The 25,100-nt window shown below is 71.0% G+C and carries 22 protein-coding genes; 9 read left to right on the top strand and 13 right to left on the bottom strand.

Annotated elements, in window-relative coordinates:
- Positions 1 to 39 precede the first annotated feature (39 nt).
- The 4 genes from OG698_RS05055 to OG698_RS05040 all read left to right on the top strand — a co-directional run bounded on the left by OG698_RS05055 (position 40) and on the right by OG698_RS05040 (position 4,700).
- The gene (locus OG698_RS05055; protein ID WP_406101663.1) at positions 40 to 519 is read left to right on the top strand and encodes a DUF4188 domain-containing protein; all 480 of its coding nucleotides are present in this window, start codon (positions 40 to 42) and stop codon (positions 517 to 519) included.
- Between the two features lie 72 nt (positions 520 to 591).
- Positions 592 to 2,685, top strand: coding sequence for an NAD-dependent DNA ligase LigA (gene ligA / locus OG698_RS05050; RefSeq protein WP_406101662.1), 2,094 nt, complete (start codon positions 592 to 594; stop codon positions 2,683 to 2,685).
- A 146-nt stretch (positions 2,686 to 2,831) separates the two neighbouring features.
- On the top strand, positions 2,832 to 3,812 hold the full coding sequence (locus tag OG698_RS05045; protein ID WP_406101661.1) for a hypothetical protein: 981 nt from the start codon (positions 2,832 to 2,834) through the stop codon (positions 3,810 to 3,812).
- Positions 3,813 to 4,313: 501 nt separating this feature from the next.
- Entirely contained in the window at positions 4,314 to 4,700 is a 387-nt protein-coding gene (locus OG698_RS05040) for a PPOX class F420-dependent oxidoreductase (protein WP_399971689.1), read from the top strand.
- Positions 4,701 to 4,709: 9 nt separating this feature from the next.
- Here OG698_RS05040 and OG698_RS05035 read toward each other — a convergent pair whose 3' ends face one another.
- Together OG698_RS05035 and OG698_RS05030 are read right to left on the bottom strand one after the other, a co-directional pair.
- Positions 4,710 to 5,756 (bottom strand): tetratricopeptide repeat protein, encoded by a 1,047-nt coding sequence (locus OG698_RS05035; RefSeq protein ID WP_406101660.1) that lies wholly within the window; start codon positions 5,754 to 5,756, stop codon positions 4,710 to 4,712.
- 242 nt (positions 5,757 to 5,998) lie between these two features.
- Entirely contained in the window at positions 5,999 to 7,477 is a 1,479-nt protein-coding gene (locus OG698_RS05030; RefSeq protein ID WP_406101659.1) for an esterase, read from the bottom strand.
- A 317-nt stretch (positions 7,478 to 7,794) separates the two neighbouring features.
- Between OG698_RS05030 and OG698_RS05025 the strand changes: the two genes are divergently transcribed.
- Positions 7,795 to 10,029 (top strand): NEW3 domain-containing protein, encoded by a 2,235-nt coding sequence (locus OG698_RS05025; protein WP_406101657.1) that lies wholly within the window; start codon positions 7,795 to 7,797, stop codon positions 10,027 to 10,029.
- A gap of 13 nt (positions 10,030 to 10,042) precedes the next feature.
- On the opposite strand, the gene OG698_RS05020 is transcribed toward OG698_RS05025, so the two are convergent.
- Positions 10,043 to 11,269 (bottom strand): RNA-guided endonuclease InsQ/TnpB family protein, encoded by a 1,227-nt coding sequence (locus OG698_RS05020; protein ID WP_406101656.1) that lies wholly within the window; start codon positions 11,267 to 11,269, stop codon positions 10,043 to 10,045.
- Positions 11,270 to 11,294: 25 nt separating this feature from the next.
- On the opposite strand from OG698_RS05020, the gene tnpA reads away from it, so the two are divergent.
- On the top strand, positions 11,295 to 11,726 hold the full coding sequence (gene tnpA, locus OG698_RS05015) for an IS200/IS605 family transposase (RefSeq protein WP_406101655.1): 432 nt from the start codon (positions 11,295 to 11,297) through the stop codon (positions 11,724 to 11,726).
- Between the two features lie 176 nt (positions 11,727 to 11,902).
- Positions 11,903 to 12,430 (top strand): GNAT family N-acetyltransferase, encoded by a 528-nt coding sequence (locus OG698_RS05010; RefSeq protein WP_406101654.1) that lies wholly within the window; start codon positions 11,903 to 11,905, stop codon positions 12,428 to 12,430.
- Positions 12,431 to 12,484: 54 nt separating this feature from the next.
- Here OG698_RS05010 and OG698_RS05005 read toward each other — a convergent pair whose 3' ends face one another.
- The 4 genes from OG698_RS05005 to OG698_RS04990 form a co-directional block, all read right to left on the bottom strand.
- Positions 12,485 to 13,162, bottom strand: coding sequence for an AIM24 family protein (locus tag OG698_RS05005; protein WP_406101652.1), 678 nt, complete (start codon positions 13,160 to 13,162; stop codon positions 12,485 to 12,487).
- 102 nt (positions 13,163 to 13,264) lie between these two features.
- Positions 13,265 to 13,849, bottom strand: a complete 585-nt coding sequence (locus tag OG698_RS05000; RefSeq protein WP_406101650.1) for a hydrolase — start codon at positions 13,847 to 13,849, stop codon at positions 13,265 to 13,267.
- A 46-nt stretch (positions 13,850 to 13,895) separates the two neighbouring features.
- Positions 13,896 to 14,360, bottom strand: a complete 465-nt coding sequence (locus OG698_RS04995) for a MarR family winged helix-turn-helix transcriptional regulator (protein WP_406101649.1) — start codon at positions 14,358 to 14,360, stop codon at positions 13,896 to 13,898.
- A gap of 278 nt (positions 14,361 to 14,638) precedes the next feature.
- Entirely contained in the window at positions 14,639 to 16,075 is a 1,437-nt protein-coding gene (locus OG698_RS04990; RefSeq protein ID WP_406101647.1) for a S1 family peptidase, read from the bottom strand.
- Positions 16,076 to 16,334: 259 nt separating this feature from the next.
- Between OG698_RS04990 and OG698_RS04985 the strand changes: the two genes are divergently transcribed.
- A complete protein-coding gene (locus tag OG698_RS04985; protein ID WP_100593257.1) occupies positions 16,335 to 16,832 on the top strand; it encodes a peptidylprolyl isomerase in 498 nt (165 codons plus the stop codon).
- 150 nt (positions 16,833 to 16,982) lie between these two features.
- On the opposite strand, the gene OG698_RS04980 is transcribed toward OG698_RS04985, so the two are convergent.
- From OG698_RS04980 to OG698_RS04955, 6 genes are all read right to left on the bottom strand, one after another.
- Entirely contained in the window at positions 16,983 to 19,157 is a 2,175-nt protein-coding gene (locus OG698_RS04980; protein WP_406110849.1) for an FUSC family protein, read from the bottom strand.
- 258 nt (positions 19,158 to 19,415) lie between these two features.
- Positions 19,416 to 20,066 (bottom strand): hypothetical protein, encoded by a 651-nt coding sequence (locus OG698_RS04975; RefSeq protein ID WP_406101645.1) that lies wholly within the window; start codon positions 20,064 to 20,066, stop codon positions 19,416 to 19,418.
- A 41-nt stretch (positions 20,067 to 20,107) separates the two neighbouring features.
- Positions 20,108 to 20,671: a hypothetical protein gene (locus OG698_RS04970; RefSeq protein WP_406101644.1), complete on the bottom strand. Its 564-nt coding sequence runs from the start codon at positions 20,669 to 20,671 to the stop codon at positions 20,108 to 20,110.
- A gap of 159 nt (positions 20,672 to 20,830) precedes the next feature.
- A complete protein-coding gene (gene pstS / locus OG698_RS04965; RefSeq protein ID WP_406101643.1) occupies positions 20,831 to 21,919 on the bottom strand; it encodes a phosphate ABC transporter substrate-binding protein PstS in 1,089 nt (362 codons plus the stop codon).
- A gap of 240 nt (positions 21,920 to 22,159) precedes the next feature.
- Positions 22,160 to 22,948 (bottom strand): class II aldolase/adducin family protein, encoded by a 789-nt coding sequence (locus OG698_RS04960; RefSeq protein ID WP_399971711.1) that lies wholly within the window; start codon positions 22,946 to 22,948, stop codon positions 22,160 to 22,162.
- Positions 22,945 to 23,925 carry a C-terminal binding protein gene (locus OG698_RS04955; RefSeq protein ID WP_406101641.1) on the bottom strand — a complete coding sequence of 327 codons (981 nt, stop codon included), beginning with the start codon at positions 23,923 to 23,925 and terminating at the stop codon, positions 22,945 to 22,947. The genes OG698_RS04960 and OG698_RS04955 overlap by 4 nt, the downstream gene beginning before the upstream one ends.
- A gap of 224 nt (positions 23,926 to 24,149) precedes the next feature.
- Between OG698_RS04955 and OG698_RS04950 the strand changes: the two genes are divergently transcribed.
- A complete protein-coding gene (locus OG698_RS04950; protein WP_406101640.1) occupies positions 24,150 to 25,046 on the top strand; it encodes an Lrp/AsnC family transcriptional regulator in 897 nt (298 codons plus the stop codon).
- Positions 25,047 to 25,100: the final 54 nt, after the last annotated feature.

The following is a 25,100-nucleotide window of genomic DNA, read 5'->3' as shown; positions in this document are numbered from 1 at the left end:
CTCTCCAGAACTCTCCAACACGGCCGAATCGGGGGCGACATGGGCACGAGGACACATGCCGGACGGATGACCGCGGGCGCACAGGGGGATGTGGTGGTCTTCCTCATCGGCATGCGCATCAACCACTTCTGGGCGGTCCACCGGTGGCTGCCGGTGTTCATCGCGATGCCCATGATGATCAAGGAGCTGAACCGCGACCGCTCTCTCGGCCTCCTGCACCACATCCTCCTCACGGGCTCGCCGCGCACCTATATGGTCGTCCAGTACTGGGAGTCGAAGGAGAAGCTGCTCGCCTACGCCGCCGCCCCGGACAAGCGCCATCACCCGTGGTGGGCGCGGATCAACCGGTACGCCCGCAAGGGCGCGACGCACGTGGGGATCTGGCACGAGACGTACGTCGTGCCCGAGGGCTCCTACGAGACGATCTACGGAGACATGCCGGCCCAGGGCCTCGCCAAGGCGTTCGGCGTCGCGGGCCTCGAAGACGGGGTGCAGGCGCAGGACCGGCTGAGGGTCTGAAGCGGAGCGCTTGAGTCCGGGCGTTGCCGTCGCCTCCGGTCGATTGTCAGTGCCACCAGGCACGATGGCAGCATGACAACGACTTCTGGTGAGTTCGTCCTGGCCGATGCCGCTGCCTATGCCCAGGCCGTCACGGACGCGTCCCTGGCGGCGGGCGCCTACTACACGGGCGGTACGTCCGCCCTCGACGACGACGCGTACGACCGGCTCGTCCGGGCCGTCGCCGCGTACGAGGCGGACCACCCCGACGAGGTGCTGCCGCAGTCGCCGACCGGGAAGGTCGCGGGCGGCGCCGTCGAGGGGGACGTGCCGCACACGGTCCCGATGCTGAGCCTGGACAACGTCTTCGACGGTGAGCAGTTCACCACCTGGACCGCGTCGGTGGCCCGCAGGATCGGGCATGACGTGACCCGGTGGAACGTCCAGCCCAAGCTGGACGGCCTGGCCATCGCCGCGCGCTACCACGAGGGCCGCCTCACGCGGCTGATCACCCGGGGCGACGGGACGGCCGGGGAGGACGTCTCGCACGCGATCGGCACCATCGAGGGCCTGCCCGACCGCCTCACTGAGCCGCACACGGTCGAGGTGCGGGGCGAAGTCCTCATGACGATCAGCCAGTTCGAGCACGCGAACGAGGTGCGTACGGAGCACGGGGGCGCCCCCTTCGCCAACCCGAGGAACGCCGCTGCGGGCACACTCAGGGCCAAGGAGCGCGCCTACACGGTGCCGATGACGTTCTTCGCGTACGGCCTGCTGCCCCTGCCGGACACGTCGGCCGAGCACACGGACGCGCTGCGCTCCCTGGCCCACGGCGAACTGATGGACCGCACGGCCGCGCTCGGCGTCAACACACCGGCCACGACGGCTGTTTCGGGACTCACCGTCGACACCGTGGAGGAGGTGCTCGCGCGGGTCGAGCACATCGCGGGCCTGCGCGCCGAGCTGCCGTTCGGCATCGACGGGATCGTCGTCAAGGCGGATCTCGCCGCCGACCAGGAGGCCGCAGGAACGGGCACGCGCGCCCCGCGCTGGGCCATCGCCTTCAAGCTGCCGGCGGTCGAGAAGATCACCCGCCTCCTCGACGTCGAGTGGAACGTCGGGCGTACGGGCATCATCGCCCCGCGCGCCGTCCTCGAACCCGTGGACATCGACGGCAGCACGGTCACGTACGCCACGCTGCACAACCCGGCCGACATCACCCGCCGCGACCTGCGGCTCGGCGACCACGTGATGGTCTACAAGGCGGGCGACATCATCCCCCGCATCGAAGCCCCCGTCGCCCACCTGCGCACCGGCGACGAACGGCCGATCGCGTTCCCCGACGTGTGCCCGCAGTGCGGCTCCGGCATCGACACGAGCGAGCAGCGCTGGCGCTGCGAACGCGGCCGGAACTGCCACCTGGTGGCCTCGCTCTCCTACGCGGCGGGGCGCGACCAGCTCGACATCGAGGGCCTCGGCGCCACCCGCGTCGTCCAGCTCGTCGAGGCGGGCCTGGTCGCCGATCTGGCCGATCTGTTCGCGCTCACCCGTGACGGGCTCCTCGCGCTCGATCGGATGGGGGAGACCAGTACGGACAATCTCCTCGCCGCGATCGAGGCCGCCAAGGCCCAGCCGCTGTCCCGGGTGCTGTGCGCCCTCGGGGTGCGGGGCACCGGGCGGTCCATGTCCCGCCGCATCGCCCGGCACTTCGCCACGATGGACCGCATCCGCGCCGCGGACGCCGAGGCGATGCAGCGGGTCGAGGGCATCGGCGCCGAGAAGGCCCCGGTGATCGTCTCCGAGCTGGCCGAACTCGCCCCGCTCGTCGACCGGTTGGGCGCAGCTGGGGTGAACATGACCGAACCCGGCGCCACCCCGCCTGCCCCCGAGGACGAGGCTGAGACGGACGGAGCGGGCGAGCCGGCGACCGCCGCAGGACCGTTGGACGGCATGACCGTCGTCGTCACGGGGGCCATGACCGGCCCCCTGGAGAAGCTCAGCCGCAACCAGATGAACGAACTCATCGAGCGGGCCGGCGGCAAGTCCTCCTCCAGCGTCTCCAAGCGCACCTCGCTCGTGGTGGCCGGGGAGGGCGCGGGTTCCAAGCGGGCCAAGGCCGAGGACCTGGGCATCCGCCTCGCCGCGCCGGACGAGTTCGCAGACCTCGTCGCGGACCTCCTGGTCTGACGAGACGGCGCCGGGGGGTCGTGGGAAGAGACCGCGGAGGTGACTGCCCTGGCCGAATCGGTGGCCTAGAATGCTCGGCCGACGAGGGGCCCCACCATGCGCCCCAGAGGAAACGACGGCCCTGGACGGCCGGGCGCGGAGGACACATGGCAACGGGGGGATGGGGACCGGGAAACGGCCCCCAGAACAACGGCGGGCAGGCACCTGCGCGTCCGGGCTCGGGCAACCCGTACGGCCCACCACCCACAGGCCCCTACGGCCCGCAGCCGGGGGCCGGGCCGTACGGACCTCCGCAGCCCGTCCCGCCCCAAGTCGGGCCGTACCCGTACGGCCCGCCGCGGCCGCCCGTGCCACCCCGGCGCCGCAACCCGTTGCGCCGCGTGCCGTTCCTCAACATCATCTCCGCGATCATTCACTCGGGACACCGCGTGGCGACCCGGCTCTTCGTGCAGGACGGCGGCGTCCGGATCAACGACCCCCTGGTGCTGCGCGTCCAGCTCTTCCGCTCGGTGCTCGGCCTCGTCGCCACGCTCGCCCTGGCCTTCTACTACGGCAAGGGCGAGCAAGCGTGGCACGGAGCGGCGAGCGACGGCTTCGGCAACCTGCTCATCACGCCGGTCCTGCTGATCGTCACAGGTCCGCTCGTCGTCCTGGGCTTCATCCTGTACGCCCCTCCCCACCTGCGGCCGGCACTGCGCTCCCGGCTCAAGGGACCGCTCAGGACGGTGGCCTGGTACGTACTGTCCGTGGCCGTCTTCGCCACTGTGATCGTGGTGGCGGCCACCAGCGGCTACCTGGACAAGCTGCCCAAGTGGGCGGCGGCCTTGAGCGCGCTCGTCGTCCTGGCCGTCATCGTCTGGGGCCTGCCGTTCCTGTTCTTCGCCTCCCTCTACTCCGCCAAGACCGCCTTCAACACCGCCCACGTGCATCCGATGCTGCCCGCCGTGCTCACCGCCGTACTGGTGTGGGCGGTGGCGGTCTTCAACCTGATCGACCAGGGCATGCCGGAAGGCCCGGTCGCGGCACAGCTCTGCTCCCTGCTGGGCGGCCCGCTGTCGGTCACGGCCGTCTCGCTGTGGGAGATGCGGAGGATGCGAACCCGCCACGGAGTCGTCCTGCGTGGCTGATCTCGGCCGCATCGCCTTGGTCCGGCCGGGAGTTGATGCCGTGTGACCCAGTCGCACAGACAGCAGAGCCCCGCCGACTCCGCCCGTTCGCGCCCTGGTGAGTATCGGCCGGAGGTAGAGCGCAGGCCCCGGGCCTGGCGTGAGTACGGGACGTTGTTGATGGCGATAGTGGGGCTCACCCTGTCGCTCAGCACCTTCTTGGCGACGGCGCTTCGCTGACTCCCGCTCCGGCCCCGCGCCGGTGCGGCCCGCACGACTCCAGAAGCGCCGAAGGCGTCGGCGCTTCTGGAGTCTCCTGGCCCTGCGCACCCCGATCTGGATGCCACGAGGAGGCGCGCGGCGTGATCATCGTCGCGGGCCGGGCCGGGCTCGGACGCGCGGATCACCGGGATGCAGAGAAAGCTCTCACCTTCTTCACAATTTGTTGCAACGTCCACACCCGGAGTGGCGGACGCGGCTGGGCCCCGACTGCCGCCCGCCGGGGAGCCGTAGACTCGAGACATGGACACCACGCGGCTCGCGCGGCTCGGCGCCGGGAAGTACTTGCTGGTCACCAGCTTCCGGAAGAACGGGAGCCCGGTGGCCACCCCCGTCTGGGTGGTCAGGGACGGGTCCGCGCTCGGCGCCTGGACCTCCGCCGACTCGTGGAAGGTCAAGCGGATCCGCAATCGCGCGGACGTCCTGGTGGGGCCGTGCGACGCGCGCGGCAACCCGACCGGCGATCAGTCGCCCGCCACGGCGGAGATCTGCTCCCCCGAGGTGACGGCCCGCTATCGCAACCTGATCGGAAGCAAGTACGGCCTGCTCGGCAAGGTGACGCTGTTCGGCAGCCGCCTGCGCCGCGGCCTCGACGGCACCGTGGGCATCCGCATCACGCTCGACGAGTGACCGAGGCGGTCAGGCCGCTTCACGGTGCCCGGGCCGAAGGGCATCCGGAGCCGTCTCCGCGCGGAACGCGACCACCATCTCCCGCGCGTGCCGCAGCCCGATCCGCGTGAAGTCGGCCTCGAGAACGTCGAGTTCGGCGAGCGTTTCACACCGGTCGCGGCCCAGCCGGGAGCGCGACTTGACCAGCCCCAGCCGGCACAGCGCGACACCGCGCGGCTCGTGCAGATGGCGGAACTCGGCCAGCGTCGATGCGTAGGTGTCCCGGGCTGCCTCATAACGCCCGTCCCGGTAAAGGACATTGGCGCGCATCTTGTGGTTGTACGCGAGCGCGCTCGCCAGATCCATCGCGCGGCAGATGCCCTCGGCCTCCGAGAGCAGGGACAACGCCCGGTCGGGTTCGCCCCGGACGGACAGCACATCGGCCACGCCGCGCAGCGACCACGCGCGGCCCCGCGCGTCGTCCGCCTCGGTGGCCACCCGGACCGACTCCTCGAACAGTTCCAGGGCCTTGGCGTGGTCGCCGGTGTTGCGGTGCATCTGCGCGATGCCGGACATCGCCCAGACCATGTGCCGCGGTTCGCCGTGGGCGCGGCCCTGTTCGAGCAGCTCCTCGTGGAGGGCGGCGACCGCCGCGTAGTCGCCCTGGATGCGTCCCGTCTCCGCCAGGCCCGCGAGCGCGTAGCCGTGGGCGAGCCGGTCGTCGCTGTGGGCGGCCAGGGTGACGGCGTGCCCGAGCAGACGCCGGGCCAGGCGCAACGAGCCGCACTGGCGGGCGAGTGTGCCGCCGCTCCACAGCGCCCAGGCCATCGCCCCCGTGTGCCCGGCGGTCCGCGCGCTGCGATAGCTGCCCCGCCACGCGTCGCCCGCCTCGCGGACGCGGCCGAGCCGCCGGTTCGCCTCGGCGAGCGCCAGTGCGGCGCGTGCCCGTTCCAGGGGGCCGGCCGCCGTGTCGAGGGACCGGCCCGCCGCCGCGCGCACGTCCTCGTAGGAGGAGTTCACCCCGAGGGCCGTGCGCAACTCGCCCTGATACTCAGGGGCGAATGCCTTGCCGTACATGTAGCCGTGTCCCTTCGCCGGTCCCGTCGTGCCGCTGCGTTCTGATCAAGAACGTACGAGCGGCGAGGGTCCCGGCGGATCCGTCCACGTATGTGTTGTGCCGTACGACTTGAGTGCTACCTGACGTCGGCCGGTCATCAAATGGACGTACGGGAAGTGCGGAAGGCCGCCCGTCTCCGAGGGGGTGGGGAGGCGGGCGGCCTGGTTCGGATGTTCCTTGACGGTCCTACGCGTCGACGGTCCTACTCGTCGATGGCCGCGCCGAACAGCGCGTCCGCGGACGGAGCTCCGAGCGAGCCCGCGCCGTACGTCCACGAGCCGGAGGCCGTGACGCCGCCGGAGCCCGCCGAGAACACCCAGACCACTCCGTCGTTCGTGTTCTCGCCCGGTGCCGCCGCGAGCAGGCCGAAGCGGCCGTCGCGGTTCGGGTCGGTGAGGCGGACCTGTCCGCCCCACTTGTCGCCCTTCTCCGGCACACCCGGCACGTTCGCCGAGTTCTGGTCCCAGGACTGCGCTCCGGTCGCGGTCAGGCCCGCGGCCGCACCGCGCAGCACCCACACGGCGCCCGCGTCGGCGACCGTGCCGATGTCCTCGCCGGCCGCGCCGATCGCCACGTCGGCGTACCCGTCCCCGTTCGTGTCCGCGACGGACAGGTCCGTGCCCCAGCCGTCGCCGCGCTCGGCGGTGCCGGGTACGCCCGCGGAGTCCTGCGTCCACCACTGCACGTCGGCCGACGGCCCGTCGGGGCCACCGAGGCGTACCCCCACCAGGCCGCCGGTCATCGAAGCGCCGCCGTCGTCGGGGGAGTTGGGCTCGCCGGTCACCAGGTCGTCGTACCCGTCGCCGTTGATGTCGCCCGACGCCGCCACGGGGCCGCCGCGCAGATCGCGCTCGTAGGTGAGGCCGTCGGCGTGCCCGGACAGGTACGACGACCAGCCGTGTCCCGGCTCGGAGCCCGCCGTCACGCCCGAGACGACGAGGTCCGCGAAGCCGTTGTCGTCGTAGTCCCCCGTGGTCAGCGACATGGGCACGATGTCACGCTCGTCGGCGAGTTTGGACAGGCGGCTCGTGGAGCGGCGCTCCAGTGGCGCCTTCGACGCAGGCTGGGGCGCGGAGTCGTAGGCGAAGAGCTCCAGGTCGTCGCGGTCGAGGACGGCGAGGACGTCGCCCGGTGTGTCGTTCGTGAAGTGCGCCGCCGTGACGCCCGTGCCGAACTTCTCGCCGGCGGTGGGTTCCTGGGTCTCCAGCCAGTCGCTGGCGGCGCCGGTGAGACCGGCCTTGGAGCCCCACAGGATGGCCACGCCGCCCGCGTCCGCGGTCGTGCCGATGTCCTCGCCGGGGATGCCGACGACCGCGTCGTCGTAGCCGTCCCCGTCCAGGTCGCCCGTGGCCACGGCCTTCCCGAACGCGTCACCGGTCTCGGCGGCGCCCGCCACACCGGAGGTGGACTGGCTGAAGCGGGCGACATTGGTGGTCCCGATGCCTCGCGACGACCCGTACTGCACGGTGACGAGGCCGGCGCCCTTCTTCCCGCTGACGGTCGCGCCGGGCGCGCCGACGAGGACGTCCTCGTAACCGTCGCCGTTGAAATCGCTGTTGCGGTCGCCTGCGTGCGTGCCTCCGGGGGTGCCGGCGTAGGCGGAGGGGGCGGTGGCGATGGCCGCACCGGACAGAAGGAGGAATGACGCCGCGGCCAGGGCGGCGGAACGGTTCTTGCGCACGAGCGGCTCCTGATGAGAAGGACGACCGGGCAGCGCGGGGGTTGTCCGGAAAGGGCCCGTTCCTTGTCCGGCGCCCTGTTTGACAGTGCATGAGGGGGAAGGGTTGTACGGGAGTTCGCCCGCGGTTCACCGACGTTCCGGGGGGCAACTGATAGGCAGCGAGGGCGAATTGGTACACACGGTGCCGAACTGCACCACCAGTTGATTGTTTGTGCAAGAAATCGCCATACATCTTGCAGGAACGAGCTTCTCTCGGCACGGTGTCCCCGTCGCGTCATCCCCGGCGCGCTCGTAGACGCTCGTAGACGGGAGATCCCTTGTCCGGGAGAGCTCACAGAGAGCACAGATCCGCACGGCGCCGCACCTCCCCGCACCCCTCGCGCCGCGGCCGGGCCCGCGCCCTTCGCGCCCTGTCCGTGGCCGCCACCGCCACGGCGCTCGCCCTCGGTGGCCTCGCGGGACCGTCCGCCGCACCCGCCGCCGCGGCCACCACCCCGTACCCCAACCTCACACCGACCCCGCCCATGGGCTGGAACAACTGGTCCTACTACGGCTGTGACATCAGCGAGGAGACCGTCCTCGCCAATGCCCGCGCACTCGTCTCCTCCGGCCTGGCCGCCAAGGGCTACGACACCGTCACCACCGACGACTGCTGGATGACGCACACCCGCGCCGCCGACGGAAACCTCGTCCCCGACCCCACGCGCTTCCCGCACGGCATGGCCTACGTGGGTGAGCAACTGCATGCGATGGGACTGAAGTTCGGCATCTACGAGGACGCCGGCACGGCCACCTGCGGCGGCTACCCCGGCTCGTACGGGCACATGAAGCAGGACGCCGACCTCTTCGCCAAGTGGAAGGTCGACTATCTGAAGCTGGACGGCTGCAATGTGCCCGTTCCCACGGGCCAGAGCGCGGACGACGTCTACCACAAGCTCTACGGCGACATGAGCCAGGCGCTCCTCGACACCGGCCGGCCCATCGTCTATTCCGTCTCCGCGCCCGCCTACTTCGAGGGCGAGAAGGACTGGCACCACGTCATCTCCTGGTCCGCCGAGGTCGGCAACCTGTGGCGGGAGGGCGCCGACGTCGCCATGGAGTCGTCGTCCGCGCGCGGCAAGTGGGCCTCCATCAAGTACAACTACGCCTACAACGTGCCGCTGGCCGACCTGCAGAGCCCGGGCCGGTGGAACGACCCCGACTTCCTGCTCGCCGGACAGTCCCGGCTCACCGGCGACGAGATCCGCAGTCAGATGTCGCTGTGGTCCGTGATGGCCGCCCCGCTCATCTCCAGCACCGACCTGACGAAGGCCTCGCCCGAGGCACTTGCCGTGCTCGGCAACAAGGACGTCATTGCCGTCGACCAGGACGCCAAGGGCCTCCAGGGCCGCATCGTCCAGCAGGGCGACGGCTACGACGTCCTGTCCAAGCCCCTCGCCGACGGCGACCGGGCCGTGGCCCTGTTCAACTCGTCCGACGAGGCACGGACCATCACGACGACGGCCGCCAAGGCCGGGCTGCCTGCCGGATCCTCGTACCTCCTCAAGGACCTCTGGTCGAAGCGGACCACGCAGACCACAGGGACCATCGCCGCGAACGTGCCCGCGCATGCGACCGTGCTGTACCGCGTCCACGCCGGTGCCGCCCACCGCGCGCAGCCCGCGACCGCGATCACCTGGACGCGGACCGGCGGCGAAGGCGCCACCTCCACCTGGAAGGTCGGGCTCGCGGACCACGGCCCGACCGGACTCACCGGCGCGCAACTGCGTATCAGCGCCCCGGAAGGCTGGCGCCTCAGCACGTCGAAGGTGTCCCTGGGCAAGGTCAGGCCGGGCGGCTCGGCCACCGCGACCATCACCGCGAAGGGCCCCGACGCCGAGCCCGGCACCACCGTCACGACCCTGACCGCGACGGCCCGCTATCGAGCGGGTGGCGCCGGCGAGGGTTCCGTGGCGGGACGCGCCTCGATCGTCACCGAAGTGCCGTACCCGAGCCTGGACGCCGCCTTCAACAACGTCGGCGTGACCAACGAGGGGGCGCCGCCCGCCGAGGGCAACTACACGACCGGCAACTTCGACGGCGGCGGCGACAGCTACTCGGCGCAGGCCCTCGCCGCCGCCGGGATCACCCCCGGCGCCAAGGTCAGCAAGGACGGCGTGACCTGGACGTTCCCGGCTGCCAAGCCGGGCACCCCGAACAACGTCGAACTCGCAGGCCAGTCGATCACCCTCGCCGGCAGCGGCTCCAAGCTCTGGTTCCTCGGCGCGGAGGCCGGCTTCGCCTCGGGCCAGGTCGAGGTCACCTACACCGACGGCACCACGAGCACCGGCAGCCTGGGGTTCCCCAACTGGTGCTGCACGGCGGGCACGGAGTACGGCGCGACGACGGTCGCCACGTCCGACCACCGCAACACTCCGACCGGCCCCGCCAACTTCGGCACCGGCTACAAGCTGTTCGGCAACTCGGTCCCGCTCACCGCGGGCAAGACGATCCGCACCGTCACCCTGCCCGACGCGGACGCGATCCACGTGTTCGCGATCACGGTTCATTGACATCCTCGCCCGCCTAAAGGAGGGCGATTCCCGCCTGTCGCGCCGTTGTCGGGCGCGGCTTCGGGTGGGTTCCTGCTTCATCGCGCTGCGCCGGGACGAGTCCCGGTCTTACCTGCGCTCCACGGGCTGACACGACCAGTCCGGCCGCCTTCGCGACGTTGACCGCCGCGTTGATGTCTCGGTCCAGGACGGCCCCGCAGGCTCCACACGTCCACTCTCGGACGTGGAGGGGCTTGGGGCCGTCCTGGACGCCGCAGGCCGAGCAGACCTGAGAGGTCGGCTCGAACCGGCCGATGCGCACGAAGGCGCGCCCGTACCGGCTGGCCTTGTACTCCAGCATGGTCACGAACTGTGACCATCCGGCGTCGTGCACGGACTTGGCCAGGCGTGTACGGGCGAGTCCCTTGACCGCCAGGTCTTCCACCGCGATGGCTTGGTTTTCGCGGATCAGCTTGGTGGAGAGCTGGTGGTGGAACTCGCGGCGCGCATCGGCCACCCGCGCATGAGCGCGTGCGACGCGAAGCCGGGCCTTGTCCTGGTTGGCGCTCCCCTTGTCCTTGCGGGACAGGGAACGCTGAGCCTTCTTGAGTTGCCTCTCAGCCCGACGCAAAAAGCGCGGACTGTCGATCTTCCGGCCGTTAGACAGAACGGCGAAGTGCCCCAGACCGAGGTCTATTCCGACCTCGGGTGTGGTGGGCGGCAGGACTTCTTCCGGACCGGTCTCCACGACGAACGACGCGAAGTACCTTCCCGCGCTGTCCTTGATCACAGTCACGGTGGTGGGGGTGGACGGCAGGGTGCGGGACCACTTCACGGCCACGTCGCCGACCTTGGGAAGCCGGAGCTTGCCGCCAGGAGTGATCTTCCATCCGGCGTTCGCGGTGAAGCGGATCGCCTGCCGGGTGTCCCTCTTGGACTTGAAGCGGGGCGGTCCCGTCTTCGGGCGCTTGCCCTTGAGGCCGTCGAAGAAGTTCCGGTACGCGCTGTCCAGGTCCCGAAGGGACTGCTGGAGGATCACCGAGGACACCTCAGTTAGCCAAGCACGCTCCGTCGTCTTTTTCGCGGAAGTGAGCCGCTTGGACAGATCGCCCAAGGCGACGAACGGCAGCCCGGCTGCACGGGCGTCCTCACGGACGCGAAGCGCGTCGTTGAAGACCACCCGAGCGCACCCGAACGCCCTGGCCAGCGCCGAGCGCTGAGGACCGTTCGGGTACAGGCGGAACCCGTACCTGAGCTGCATAGCGATCACCATACAAACGTGGTTCATGTCACCACGCTGGAACCCAAACCCTGATGTAATCACCGGCCGTCACGTCGTCCACCACCTGCACGTTCACTCGGTTTTCGTCACGAAGTACCGGCGCAAGACCATGACCGACGCCATGCTGACGCGGTGCGAAGAGATCATGCGGGAGGTGTGCGCGGACTTCGGAGCCGAGCTGAAGCAGTTCAACGGCGAGGAGGACCATGTACACCTGCTCGTGCACTACCCGCCGAAGGTGCAGCTCTCCAAGCTGGTCAACTCCCTCAAGGGGATATCCACCCGGCTGCTGCGCAAGGAGTACGACACGCACGTCCGCCGGTACCTGTGGGGCGGACACTTCTGGTCCGGCTCGTACGTCGCCGGAAGCCGCGGCGGGGCGCCCCTGACCGTCGTGAAGCAGTACATCGAGAACCAGAAGCGCCCCGTGGGCTGAGGCAAAGAGTGCTGCCCCGTGCTCCGGTCCGGGTCAGAGCATTTCTGAGATGGCCTTCACCCCCGGCGTAAACGCCGGAGCGCTGGCCAAGATCAAAGGTAGAGCCCGGATGGGCCGGTGCGCCGGATGCCGTGGTCGCGGTGTCCGGCGCACCGGCGTGGACGTACGGTGACGCGATGGACAGACTCCGCGAACCCGTGACGGCGACGGTCATCGCGACCGGAAGGCTCGAACTCCTGCCGCTCCGGGCAGAGTTTGCCGACGAGATGGCCGCGGTGCTCGGCGACCCGGCTCTGCATACGTTCATCGGCGGCGCACCGCCGGCACCGCCGGAGCTGCGTGAACGCTACGGGCGCCTGATCGCGGGCTCCCCGGATCCGGCCGTCTCGTGGTGCAACTGGGTGCTCCGGGTCAGGGAGGAAGGGTGTCTGGCCGGGACGGTCCAGGCCACGGTCGGCCCCGGCGACGACGGGCTCGAAGCCGAGGTCGCCTGGGTCGTCGGCGTGCCGTGGCAGGGCCGGGGCCTCGCCACGGAGGCGGCGCGCGGACTGGTCGACCGGCTCGGGCAGCGGCCCGTCCACACCGTCGTCGCGCACATCCACCCGGACCACGCCGCGTCGGCGGCCGTCGCCAGGGCCTGCGGACTGGCGCCCACGGACCGGATGCACGACGGCGAGATCCGGTGGCAGCGCACCCTGGGGTGACGGCTCACCGGATCTCGGGGCCGCCACCTCTGAGTGCGCGGGGACCGTGTGGCGTCAGTGCTGCTGGGCCTTCTGCGGAGTCGCCTCGCTGGGACGCACGATGACGTACCCCTCACCCTCCAGCTTCAGCTGGACGGCCTCGCCCGAACCACCGCGGATCATCGACCCGATGGACTGCGACCGGTGCAGCGAGGTGTGCAGATGGGCGGTCCAGCCCACGACCGCGTCCGTGTCGACGAACACCGGCTGCTGCGGCGAGACCGGGATGACCAGCGGGTTGCCCTCGCAGACGAGCCCCAGCCGGCCCTGCCCGGTGAAGACGCTGTTGAACAGCCCTCCGCCGGATATGCCCGCGCCCTTCACGGTCTTGATCTCGTACGACAGCGTGGAGTCGAAGCACAGGACGTTGCGCCCGTTGACCGTCAGGGCCTCGCCCGCTTCGACGTCGACGATGAAACAGTTCTGCGCCTCGTGCGCGAACCAGGCCTCGCCCTGTCCGCGCACCGTCATCAGGGGCAGGCCCTCGCCCGTGACCGCGCGCTTGAGCATGCCGCCCATGCCCTGGCCCTTGCGCTCGAACTGCAGGTTCCCGCGGTAGGCGATCATCGCGCCCTGGCGGGCCGTCATGTCGCCGTCGACGACGTAGCGGATCGACTTGGCGTTCTGTGCGGTCATTCCCGGCGCGGAGGCGGGCTGTACGACGTGCTCGCTGGAAAAGAGATCACCCTTCATGCGGGCATCCTGTCCCGGACGGATCCGTTCCGCCAAGGTCGGGCGGCGTACCGGCCGGAATCCGACCAGTGGCGGGGCGGCCTTCGGGGATCAACTCGCCTGTCAGGCGCGGGTCTTCGCCAGGAGTTCGGCGATCTCCTCGGTCGTGCCGGTCTCGCCGAGACGCGGGAAGATCCGCTCGATGCTGTTGCGGTGCGCCTCCACGTCCAGGTCCGTCATCGCGTCGGTGGCCAGGGTGACGTGGTAGCCGTGCTCGTGGGCGGCGCGGGCCGTGGACTCGACGCCGATGCTGGTGGCGACGCCGGTCAGCACGACCTGCGTGATGCCGCGGCGGCGCAGCTGGAGGTCCAGGTCCGTGCCGAAGAAGGCGCCCCAGTTGCGCTTGGTGACCGTGATGTCCTCGGGGTGGCCGGACAGTTCGTCCACGATGACGTCCCAGTCCTCGGGCCGGGCGCCGGTGTGGCCCTGGGTCTCGTTGCGCCCCGGCACGGCGTCAGCTCCGTCGGGGGCGGCGCTGACGCGCACGAGGACGACCGGCAGGCCGTGCGCGCGGAAGGCATCGGCCAACTCGACCGAGCGGGCGACGACTTCGGGGCCGCTGTGCGGAGTCGTGGGCGCGCCGACAATGCCCTTCTGAAGGTCGACGACAACGAGAGCGGTGCGCTCGTCGAGGGTGGTGAGAGCCATGGGTGGGCCTTTCGGGGTGGATCGATCGTTTTTCGAGGGGCTCCGGTCAGGCTTCTGTGAGCCGTTCCAGGAGGGTCAGTGCGGCGACGATGGTGCGGCGCTCCTCTTCCGAGTAGCCGTCCTGGAAGGCCCGGGCCAGCCATTCCCCGCGGGCCTGCCGGGTGCCCTCCGCGCTGTCGCGGCCGGCGTCGGTGAGGGTGACCAGCTGGCGGCGGCCGTCCTCGGGGTCGGGCCGGCGCTCGATCAGCCCGCGCTGGTCGAGCGCGGCGAGCGTGGCGGCCATCGACTGCGGCCGAACGCCCTCGGAGGCGGCGAGACCGCTGGCCGTGGCGGCCTGCGCCTTGCTGAGCCGGTTGAGTGCGGAGACCTGGGACGGGGTGAGGTCCTGGCTGTCGGAGACCTCGCGGAGCCGGCGCCGAAGGCGGCTGAACATCACGCGCAGTTCCCGCGCGGCGCGGTCCGCGGATTCTGAGATGCCCTCGGCGTGGGCGATGCCCTCGGCGTTGTTCATGCATTCACGCTAAAACCTTCAGCTCAGGCTGTCCAGTCTGGGCTGAAGACCTGGAGGGGTGGGGGTCCGAGGTAAGGCTCCTGCGCTCCGGAGGAAAATGACGACCGAAGGGGGCGGTGAAGACGGTTCAGGCGGGCAGCGGTGCGGCGGTGTCGTGTGAGGGGCTGCGGCACACGACCGCCTCGGAGCGCCGGCCGCGGTGGGGATCCCGGTGGTGGGGTGGCTCGTGAGGCCGCTGCTCTGGAGGCCTGCCACGCACGGCCGCACCGTCGAATCACCTAGGACCAGGCCCCGCGTCCCCGTCGTGACAGACGTGACGAACGCATGGACCGCGCCGCCACCAGGGCGATCAGGCTGCCGCCGATGACCAGCAGGCCCGGGCCGACGCTGCGGGTGTTCACGACCCTGGAGATCGCGGCGACCGGGCCGGTGTCAGTGCTGGTTCCCGTGCCGGAGACGGGGCCGTCCCCGGTCTCGGCGGCCCCGCCCATGTTCGTACCAGGACCCGTGCCCACTCCGGTACCCGTCCCGCCGCCACCCGGAGCGCCCGCCTCGGAGCCTGCGGGAGGCGTGGACGGTGCTGAGCCGTCGCCGCCGGGCCTCGCCTGCCCGGAACCGGCCCCCGCCTGCGACCCATCGTCCCCGGACGCGCCGACCAGGCGTACGTCGAGGGCCGTCATCGCCGCTCCGACGGGCTGGAAGAACGTCGTGCCCCCGGCATCGCAGTTTCCATTGCCGCCCGACGTCAGGCCCAGGGCGAGCCCGTCGGCGAACAGGGGGCCGCCGCTGTCGCCGGGTTCGGCGCACACCGTGGTCTGGATGAGTCCTGTGACCGTGCCCTCCGGGTAGTTCACCGTCGCGTTCAACGCGGTCACCCGGCCGGAGTGCAACCCCGTGGTGCTGCCGCTGCGGAAGACCCGCTGGCCCACCACGGGATCGGTCGCCCCGGTGATGCGTACGCCACGGCCTCCGCCGATGGCGACGACGTCACTTTCCGCGCGAGGCACCCCATCGTCGTAACGCACGAGGGAGAAGTCGTTCCCGGGGAACGTGCCGCTCACGGTGGTGCCCAGTGCCGTGGCGTCGCCGGGCCTTGCGAACCATGTCGTGCCGACCGGGCCGCAGTGCCCCGCGGTCAGCAGGAACGCGTCACTGCCGTCGGTCACGTCGAAGCCCGCCGAGCAGCGCCCGCCGCTCGCGAAGATCGGCGAGGCGCCGTCGACGCGGGTGGTGAACGTGCCACGGGTCCGCTCCATGCGGACGGACGCGCCGATGGCCCTGGCGACGTCGGCCAGCCGCGACCAGTCGGCGGCGGAGACGGTCGAGTCGGCCCGCACCACGACCTCGTTCGAGCCGTAGTCCATCGCCCACGCCGTACCGGCCACGCGGGGCGCCGCCCGCAGCGTCGCCGCGGCCGAGCGCAGGTCGCGCATGCTGTGGCGCACGACCTCGGCCCGCGCCCCGGCCCGCCGCACGTCCGCCGCGGCGCCCGCGTCGGTCACCGCGACCACCGTCCGCCCGTCCGCGGCGAGCCAGCTGCCCGCCGTACGGGCGGTGCCGAGCTGCGTCACCAGCCGTTCGCCCACCGGGACGGGCGGACCCAAGGCGCCGGGTTCGCTCGCTATCGCGTGCGTGACCAGCAGGCTTCCGCAGAGCAGGCCGCCGACGGCAGCAAGGCGTGTGATCCGCCGGGCGGTGCGTCGCGCGTGCCTCATCCAGACTCCCCAACGTGCGAAACGGCGTACGGACAACAGGTCAACGACCTTGAGGGGAACGGGCGTTGAGAGCGCCGACCGGCCCGTCCCCTCGCTTCACGTACGTACGGGCGGGGCACCTCGTTCAGCGGGGAGCTGCCCGGTCGGCGGGCCGTCGCCGATGCGGGGGCGGGCCGAACGAGTGGACGCGCGGCCCTGGCGACCTGCGAAAGCCCGGCCCGAGGAGCGGACGGGTCATGGGGAGTGCAAGGATGTCGCCATGGCAATCAAGGCATATTTCGACATCACCATCGACGACAAGCCCGCCGGGCGCATCAGCTTCAACCTCTTCGACGACGTCGTCCCGAAGACGGTGGAGAACTTCCGCGCCCTGGCCACGGGCGAGAAGGGCTACGGCTACGCGGGGTCGTCGTTCCACCGCATCATCCCGCAGTTCATGCTCCAGGGCGGCGACTTCACCGCCGGCAACGGCACGGGCGGCAAGAGCATCTACGGCGAGAAGTTCGCCGACGAGAACTTCCAGCTCAAGCACACCAAGCCGGGCCTGCTCTCCATGGCCAACGCGGGCCCGAACACGAACGGCTCGCAGTTCTTCATCACCACGATCGTGACCGACTGGCTCGACGGCAAGCACGTCGTGTTCGGTGAGGTCGCCGACGAGTCCAGCATGGAGCTCGTCAAGAAGATCGAGGGCCTCGGCTCCCGCAGCGGCGCGCCCTCGGCGAAGGTCACGATCTCCGAGTCCGGCGTTCTCTGAGCCTGAGGAACGACGCCTGACCGCCGGCCACTCGAAAGTCGGCGGACGGACACGGTCGACGGGCCGGGGCAGCCGATCAGGCCGCCCCGGCCCGCTCCGTTCCCGCCTTCCTGAAACGCCTCGATCGTCAGCGCCTCAACCCGCAGCGCCTCAGCGCCGGTGCCTCGCGACCGGCACATCGAGCGGCCGGGCGAGACCCACGACCCCCTCGTCGAGGCGCTGGAGATGCCGCAGCACGCGGAAGGTGACCGTGCCCGAGCGCAGCGCCCCCGTCCCGTCCGCCTCCAGCATCGAGGCGATGCTCGCGCCCGCCTGGACCTCCCCGCCGGTCTTCTCGTCCCGCACATGCGCGTCGATCACGTCGATGTTGTGCGCGATACGCACCCCGGCCCGCTCGAGCCGCGGATCCGCCGCGATGGTCTTGCTGTACGGCACGAGCTCGGCCGTCGCCGCCAGAGAACGGGCGTGATAGGCGCAGGTCTCCAGGAGCGCCACCAGATAGCGGGCCGTCTGCCTCCGCACCCGTAGCGGCGTGATCGGGTGCGTCAGCGGCTTCGTGGAGGCGCGCAGATCCTCCAGGGCCGTGTCCAGGTCCCGCGCCTTGTCGAGGAGATCGACCGCGGGCCCGCCGCTGAGCTGCTCCACTGCGGCCGACACGACGTCACCGAGCCTGACCAGGACCGTACTGAGGAGTTCGTCGGTACGGCGGTCCGTGTGCACCGGCAGCACGAGCACCGCGGCGACGATGCCGCACGCGGCGCCGAGCGCCGTCTCCTCGATCCGCAGGACGAGCACGTCCAGGCTGTACGTGTTGAGGAGTGTGTAGAGCAGGCCCAGCATCGCGGTGACGAAGAACGACATCAGGGCGTACGACAGCGGCGCCGTGAAGAACATCGCGAAGATGAAGACCAGGACGAGGGCGAACGCCGTCCATGTGTGGTTACCGACCACGCCCGCGAGCACGACACCGGCGACCACGCCGAACACCGTGCCGAGGAGCCGGCGGTAGCCCTTGACCAGGATCTCGCCCGTGGACGCGGTGTTGAGGAAGACCACCCAGCACGTCAGGACCGCCCAGTACCAGCGCTGACTGGAGAGGAACTCGCCGCCGACGATGGCCAGGGACGAGCCCACCGCGACCTGGAACGCGGCCCGCGTGGTGGGCCGCTGGAGCCCGGTGCGGTCGTCCTTGTCGTCCTCGTCCTGCTCGGAGCTGGTGATCGCGAGGTCCTCGGCGTCGAGTTCCTCGCGGGAGCGCGTCGTCGCCGGGGAGTCGTCGGACTCGTCCTGCGGCCCGTCGAGGGCGACCCGCAGGCCCATGACGGCGCGCGCCGCCTCACCGATCCCGCGGAAGACGTCCTGTACGGCGGCGGAGCCGCGCGGCAGATTGTCCTCGTCGCGGTAGGCGAGCAGCCGGTTGCGTACGTGCGCGACAGCCGTCCCGCGGTTGCCCGTCACCGGGCGGGCGACGAGCAGGTGCAGAGCGTTGAGGTCGCGGCGCAGGGTCGCGGTCGCGTCGTCGTCGGCGTACAGGCGCTTCGACGGCTCCGGCACGGGCGCGTGCGGCAGATGCAGGGTGAGGGTGTCGGCACGCTCGGCGCTGCGGGCGTTGAGCAGCAGGACGCCGAGGCGTTCGGCCGCGATCTCGGCGTCGGCGATCCTGCGTTGTACGAGGGCGGCCGTGGCCGAGTCCCGGGTGCCTTCCTCCAGGCGGCCCTGGATCATCAGCGCCGTCTCGTGCAGCCGTGCGGTGCCCCGCCGCAGGTCGTCGAGGACCTTCTCCAGCTGGTCCGGTTCGGCGTCGAGCAGTTCCGCCTGCGTGCCCACCAGTTGCCCGAGCCGCGCCCTGAACGCGTCACGCAGCCGGCCGAGCACGCGCTCCGGTGTCTCCGGTACGACGGCGAAGCGCACGACCGCGCTGCACGCGAAGGCGACGGCCAGCGTCGCGTACAGCCGTGGCAGCGACGACACCGTCGCGCTCACGAACAGGGAGACGAAGTAGATCTGAAAGCCGATCAGGCCCAGCGCGGTGCCGCGGTCCCCGAAGCGGCGGCTGTAGACGGCGCCGAAGATCAGGGCGATGAAGAAGAGGTCACCCGCGACGACCTGGTTGTGCAGCAGCGCGGCCAGCGACACCGCCGCAAGCGCCACGGGCAGGCCGAGGGCGAGGGTGACGGCCTGGCCGCGTACGTCCTTCTCCCTGATCGCGAACGTGGCCACCATCGCGGCCATGGCGCCGGCGACCATGTGCGTCACATCGGTGTGGAACGCCGCGAGAACGGCCAGGGTGAGCGCGATCGCGCCGACCGTCCGCAGTCCCGCCATCAGCCGCAGCAGTCCTGGATCGGACGCCACGAACCGGTCCCACGTGCCCCCGATCGCCGTCACCCGTGTCACTGCCCTCACTCTGCCGCACTCTCCTGATCCAGCCATGATCCGCGGACGCCTCAGCATCCCATGCGCGTCAACAGCGGTCCGAGGCCGGTCGTAGGAGGTGGGAGGCGGTACGCGACCTCGCCGGCAGCGGTCTTCAGCGGTCCCGCGATGTCCGCAGCTGTCATCACACGTCGTCATATGGCGCCGTCAGATCGGGAGTCCGATCAGGCCACGGCCGCTCCGGGACGCCTCGGTCACGACCTCGCCCCAGTCGCGGAGCAGCATGGCGAACTCCTCGAAGTTCGCGATCCAGCGCCCTGGACGCTCCGCGTGTATCGCGTACGGCTCGCGGAGTCCTTCGAGAAGGGGTGCGGCAACGGCCCACGCGCGCGCCAGGTCCGGGACCTGTTCCGGCGTACGGACGACGAGCAGCCGAGGGTGCCAGGGGTCCGGTTCGGCGGGGAAGAGCCCGACGGCCGGCTCGTCCTCCGTATCCGTTTCTGTGTCTGTGCCCGTGTCGGCGTCATCGTCGAGGCCCATCCAGAACAGCCCTGCCAGGAACGCGTCGAGTGCGGCCCGCAGGCCGGGTTCGGCGAAGTCACGGACGTCCTCCCACGCCTGGCCGGCCCAGAAGTGGGGCTTGAACGAACCGAGCGTCTCGAAGAACTCGTACAGGGCGCACCACGGCATCCCGGGCCACCTCACCCACCCGTGCTCGACCCGCGCGTCCGCACCGCCACCGTCGTCGCAGTCGTCGTCCGGGTACGCGGCGTCCTCGAGCATCGCGAGGCGCTCAGCGGCAGGCGTCCGCCCGAGGTGGTCCCAGTCGACGACGAGAACGGTGATGTCCAGACCCATGGGGAGAGGCTATAGACCGGGCGTGGGGGAGGGACGGGCGCTTACCTCAGGGGCCTGCGCACCCACAGCTGCTGGTCGCGCGCTCCGGGTGCGTCGCCGGGGTCCGATGTGCCGAGATTCAGCCAGCCCCAGGAGCGCAGCAGCGTGGAGCCCGGCGCCTCGGGGTCTGCGGGGTCCGGCAGGTCCACCGCGGCGACGATCAGATCGGTGTCGTGGCGCGTGAGGAGCCGTACCTGCAGGTCCGTCGCGACGCCGTGGCGCCGGTGGGCGGGCAGCACCATCAGTTCGGCGAGAACGAAGGCCCGGCCGGACGCGGTGAGTTCCTCGAACTCGGTCGGCAGGTCACCCCGGAAGCCTGCCCACCAGTCACCGGTGCGGTCGGCCCGGAACCCGTACACGCAGCCGACGAGGCCGCCCGAGTCGGCCACCACCATGTCGAAGTCGGGACGCCGGCCGTGTTTCTCGAAGCGGGTCAGGAACCCCTGCCGGTCGCGGTACTCGGCCCCCGCGGCCCCGTGGTACGCCGAGACATACACGTCAGCGACGGCATCTCGCTGCTGCTCCGCCTGCCACCGAGACAGCCGCCGCAAGTACACCTGAGCCATAGGAGCCTCCCGTCAGGCCGCGGGACATGCCCGGGCTCAGCATGGTGACACTCACGGGCGACGAGGGGAACGGGGCGTCACGCACCGTCGCGCGAACTCCCGGTGACCTCAGGGCATTTGGGGCCGAGTGCGCTTGGACGGCGCGCGGTCCTGCGGCCGTCAGGACAGGGACTGCACGGTCTCCCGCACCTGGGTGGCGACCGTGTCCGGAAGCGGCGCGTAGTGGATCCGGGTCAGCGCCTGCTGGCCCTCGTCGCTCGCGGTGTAGGTCAGGAAGGACTTGAGTGCGGGGAGTGTGGCGGCCCGGTTGCCCTTGTCGCACACGATCTCGTACGTGACCAGGACGATCGGGTACGCCCCCGCGGCCGAGTGACCGTAGCGGAACTTCAGCGACATGTCCTTGCCCTCGCCGGCGACACGGGCTGCGGCGATTCCGGCGGACGCGGACTCCGGCGACGGGGCGACGGGCTCCGCCGTGCCCGTGTCGATGCTGACGGTCGGTACCTGGCTGCTCGCCGCGAAGGACAGCTCGAAGTAACCGATCGACCCGTACGAGGAGTTGACCTGCGAGACGACACCGCTGGAGCCGTTCGCCGAGCCGCCGCCCTTGCCCTGCCAGGACTTCTCCGCCGAGTAGGGCCAGGCGGCCGGGGCGGCTCCCGCGAGGTAGGCCTGCAGGTTCTGCGTCGTGCCCGAGTCGTCCGAGCGGTGCACCGGGCGGATGCGGGTCGAGGGCAGTTCCGCGCCGGGGTTGAGCGCGCGGATCTCCGGGGCGTCCCAGGTGGTGATCCGGGTGTCGAAGATCTTGGCGAGGGTCGCGGCGTCGAGGACCAGGTCGTCGACGCCGGGCAGGTTGTAGCCGACCGCGATGGGGCCGCCCGCCATCGGCAGGTTGATGGCCCGGCCCCCGGTGCACGTCTGCTTCGACAGCTCGACCTCTTCGGGCTTCAGCGCGCTGTCCGAGCCGCCGAACGCGGTCGCGCCGCGCAGGAACTGGGCGGCACCGGCGCCCGAACCGAGCGGGCTGTACGCGATCTGGACGCCGGGGCAGGCGCGCTGGTACTGGTCGATCCAGTACTTCATCACGTTCTCCTGGGCGGTCGAACCCGAGCCGGGAACCTGGCTCTTGCCCGCGCAGTCGATGTCGGCCACGGGGGAGGCCCCGGCCGAGGACGCCTGATCGTCGGAGTCACCCGGGCCGCCCGCGCCGCACCCCGCGAGCAGGAGCACGGCCGCGAGGGAAGCCACGCCGGCCGGAGCGCTCCGCTTGATCACACGTCTGGCACGGGCGCTCTGCACTGTCGTTCCCCCTGGTGAAACCGCGATCGGAAGAACAGATGCTTACCGACCATGGCGGTCGCGGGGTGACGTGCGGGTTAACTCCAGGCGAAGCACCACCGTACGAAGGGCGAGCGGGGCCCCAAGAGGGCCCCGCCGTCCACTTCCCCTGAGGCTCAGTTCAGCTCTTGGCTCCCGCTCAGTCCTCGCTCAGTCCTTGTAGTCGGGCGCGATCCGGTCGAGCAGGCGCAGCATCGCCGCCCACGCCAGCTCGTACGCGTCCTCGTCCTGGAAGTCCGAGTCGGCCTCCGCCTCGCCCGCGAGCTGCCGGGCGGTGTACTCGCACACCTCCGGCGACGGCACGGTCAGCGGGACGCCGCCCGCCTGTGCGGTGACCTGTATCTCGCAGGCCTTCTCCAGGTAGTACATGCGCAGGAACGCCTGGGCCGCGCTCCCGCCGACGGTGAGCAGGCCGTGGTTGCGCAGGATCAGCGCGGGGTGGCCGCCGATGTCGTCGACGAGGCGCTTCTGCTCGTCCAGGTTGAGCGCCACGCCCTCGTAGTCGTGGTAGCCGACCCGGTTGTGGAACTCCATCGACATCTGGTTCAGCGGCAGCAGCCCGCCCTGCTGCGCGGCGACGGCGCAGCCCGCCTTGGTGTGCGTGTGCAGGACGCACTGGGCGTCCTCGCGGGCGGCGTGGATCGCGCTGTGGATGACGAACCCGGCCGGGTTGACCGGATAGGGGGTCGGCTCGACCGGGTTCCCGGACAGGTCGATCTTGACCAGGTTGGAGGCGGTGATCTCCTCGAAGAGCAGCCCGTACGGGTTGATCAGGAAGTGGTGGTCCGGGCCCGGCAGGCGCAGCGAGATGTGCGTGAAGATCAGGTCGGTCATGCGGAAATGGGCCACGAGCCGGTAGACGGCGGCGAGTTCGCGGCGCAGCCGCAGTTCCGTCTGCGCGGCGTCCTGATCGGCGGCGGGGGTCAGCAGGTCGGTCACGAGACGGCTCCTTCGAGGGTCGGGTCGACCACGGGCGTGAGCGGGCGGCCGGTGCGGTGCCAGGCGATGACGTTCTCGGCGGGCGCGCACACGTACGCGCGCTGCGAGGCGTCGGACAGGAACGCGCTGTGCGGGGAGAGCTGGATGCGCGGGTGGGTGCGCAACGGGTCGTCGGCGGGCGGGGGTTCGACCGGGAACACGTCGAGCGCGGCCCCGGCGAGGTGCCCGCTGTCCAGCGCGCGCAGGAGCGCGTCGGGGTCGACGAGTTCACCGCGCGAGACGTTCACGAGGAACGAGCCCGGCCGCATCCGGGCGAGCAGGGCCTCGTCCGCGAGACCGTGGGTCTGCGGGGTGAGGGGGGTGTGCAGGGACAGTACGTCGGCGCGGCTCACCAGCTCGTCGAGGTCGAGCCGGTCGACCTCGGGCGGCCAGCCGGCCGGATCGGCGTGCGGGTCGAAGGCGGCCACGCGGCCGAAGACGGGCGCCGCCATCCGCGCCAGGGCACGGGCGATACGGCCGAACCCGACCAGGCCGAGCGTCAACTCGCTGGCCCGGCGCGGCAGTTCACCGAACTCCGTGTTCCATCCGCCGGTCCGCACCGTGGCGTCGGCGTGCGGCAGGTGGCGTACGAGGGAGAGGGTGGCCGCGAGTGCGTGCACGGCGACGTCCTCGGTGGCCGCGTGCGGCAGGTTGCTCACCCACAGGCCGCGCCGGCGGGCCTCGGCGGTGTCCACCATGTCGTAACCGGCGGACATCGTGGCCAGCATGCGCACCGTCGGCAGTCGGTCCAGGAGGGCCGCGTCCACCGGGGCGTAGCCGACGATCAGGGCCTCGGCGTCGTGCGCGGCCGCCGCGATCCTGGCGGGGTCGCGGCTCCCGACCACGCGGACCTCGAAGCCCGCGTCGCGCAGCAGGCGCGCGCCCGGCTCGACATCCAGCTCCTCGGGGTCGGTGAAGACCACCACCGGCTGACCCATCACATTCTCCCCACGCTTGGAGCGACGAACTCAGGGCGACGAATGATTCGTCGGTCGCTTCGGTGTTGAAGTTACGTTTCGTCTTCCATAATTGTCCAGTCCGCATGAGACGGGCGTCCGTGATGGGCGTCACGGGTGTCCAGCGCCCGTGCCGCCGTGGTCGACAATGGGCGCCGACCCCGGGTGCGGCCGTGCCCGGGCAGCCGAGCTGAGGGGAAGCCCCGGTGGACCTGGACCACATCGACCTCGCCGTCGTCCGCGAGCTGCAGGCGGACGGCCGTCTGACGTACGAGACGCTGGCGCAGCGGGTCGGCCTCTCCCGGCCCGCCACCCGGGCCCGCGTCCAGCGACTGCTCGAGGGCGGCGGTGTGCGTGTGGTGGCCGTCGTGCACCCCGCCGTCCGGGGTCTCACCGCGTCGGCGCATCTGTCGATCGGTGTCCGCGGTCCGGCCGGGCCCGTGGCGCGCGCCATCGCCGCCATGCCCGAGGCGCCGTTCGTCACGCTGACCGCCGGCGGCTACGCGGTCATGGCCGAGCTGCGCACGAAGGGGATCGCCGATCTGGACCGGGCGATCGAACGCGTCCGCTGCCTGCCCGGTGTCGACGTCGTGGACCCGCTGATCTCCACCCGTCACCTCAAGGACCCGTATCTGCTCGCGGGCGAGCCGGCTGTCACGGAACTCGACGAGACCGACCAGCTCGTCCTGCGCGAGCTGGAGGCCGACGGCCGCCTCCCGTTCGCCGAGCTCGCCGAGCGGGTCGGCCTGTCGGCCGGTGCGGCCCGCGCGCGCACGCTGCGGCTCCTCGACGGCGGCGTCGCGAAGGTCCTCGCGCTGGTGCGCCCCGAACTCCTCGGTCTCGGCATCCTGTGCGGTTTCGCGGTGCGCGTCGAGGCGGAGCGGGACGAGGTCGCCGCACGTCTCGCAGACCGCGACCAGGTCTCCTTCCTGTCCTCCTGCATGGGCCGCGCGGACCTGGTCGGCACGATCACGGTGGAGTCCCTCGCGGCGATCCGGACGGCCGTCGAGGACATGCGGGCCGTGAAGGGTGTGCGCGCGGTGGAGAGCTGGGTGCACCTGGAACTCATCAAGGAGCGCTATGAGGATCCGGCCGCCGAATGAGACGCAGGTCGGATGATGCGTAAGTGACGGCTCGCCTGAACCTACGAAAAGTTT

The organism is Streptomyces sp. NBC_01003 (assembly GCF_045162695.1).
Classification (GTDB): domain Bacteria; phylum Actinomycetota; class Actinomycetes; order Streptomycetales; family Streptomycetaceae; genus Streptomyces.
Note: the sequence above shows the minus strand (reverse complement) of the source record. Positions and strands in the feature narration are given on the sequence as shown.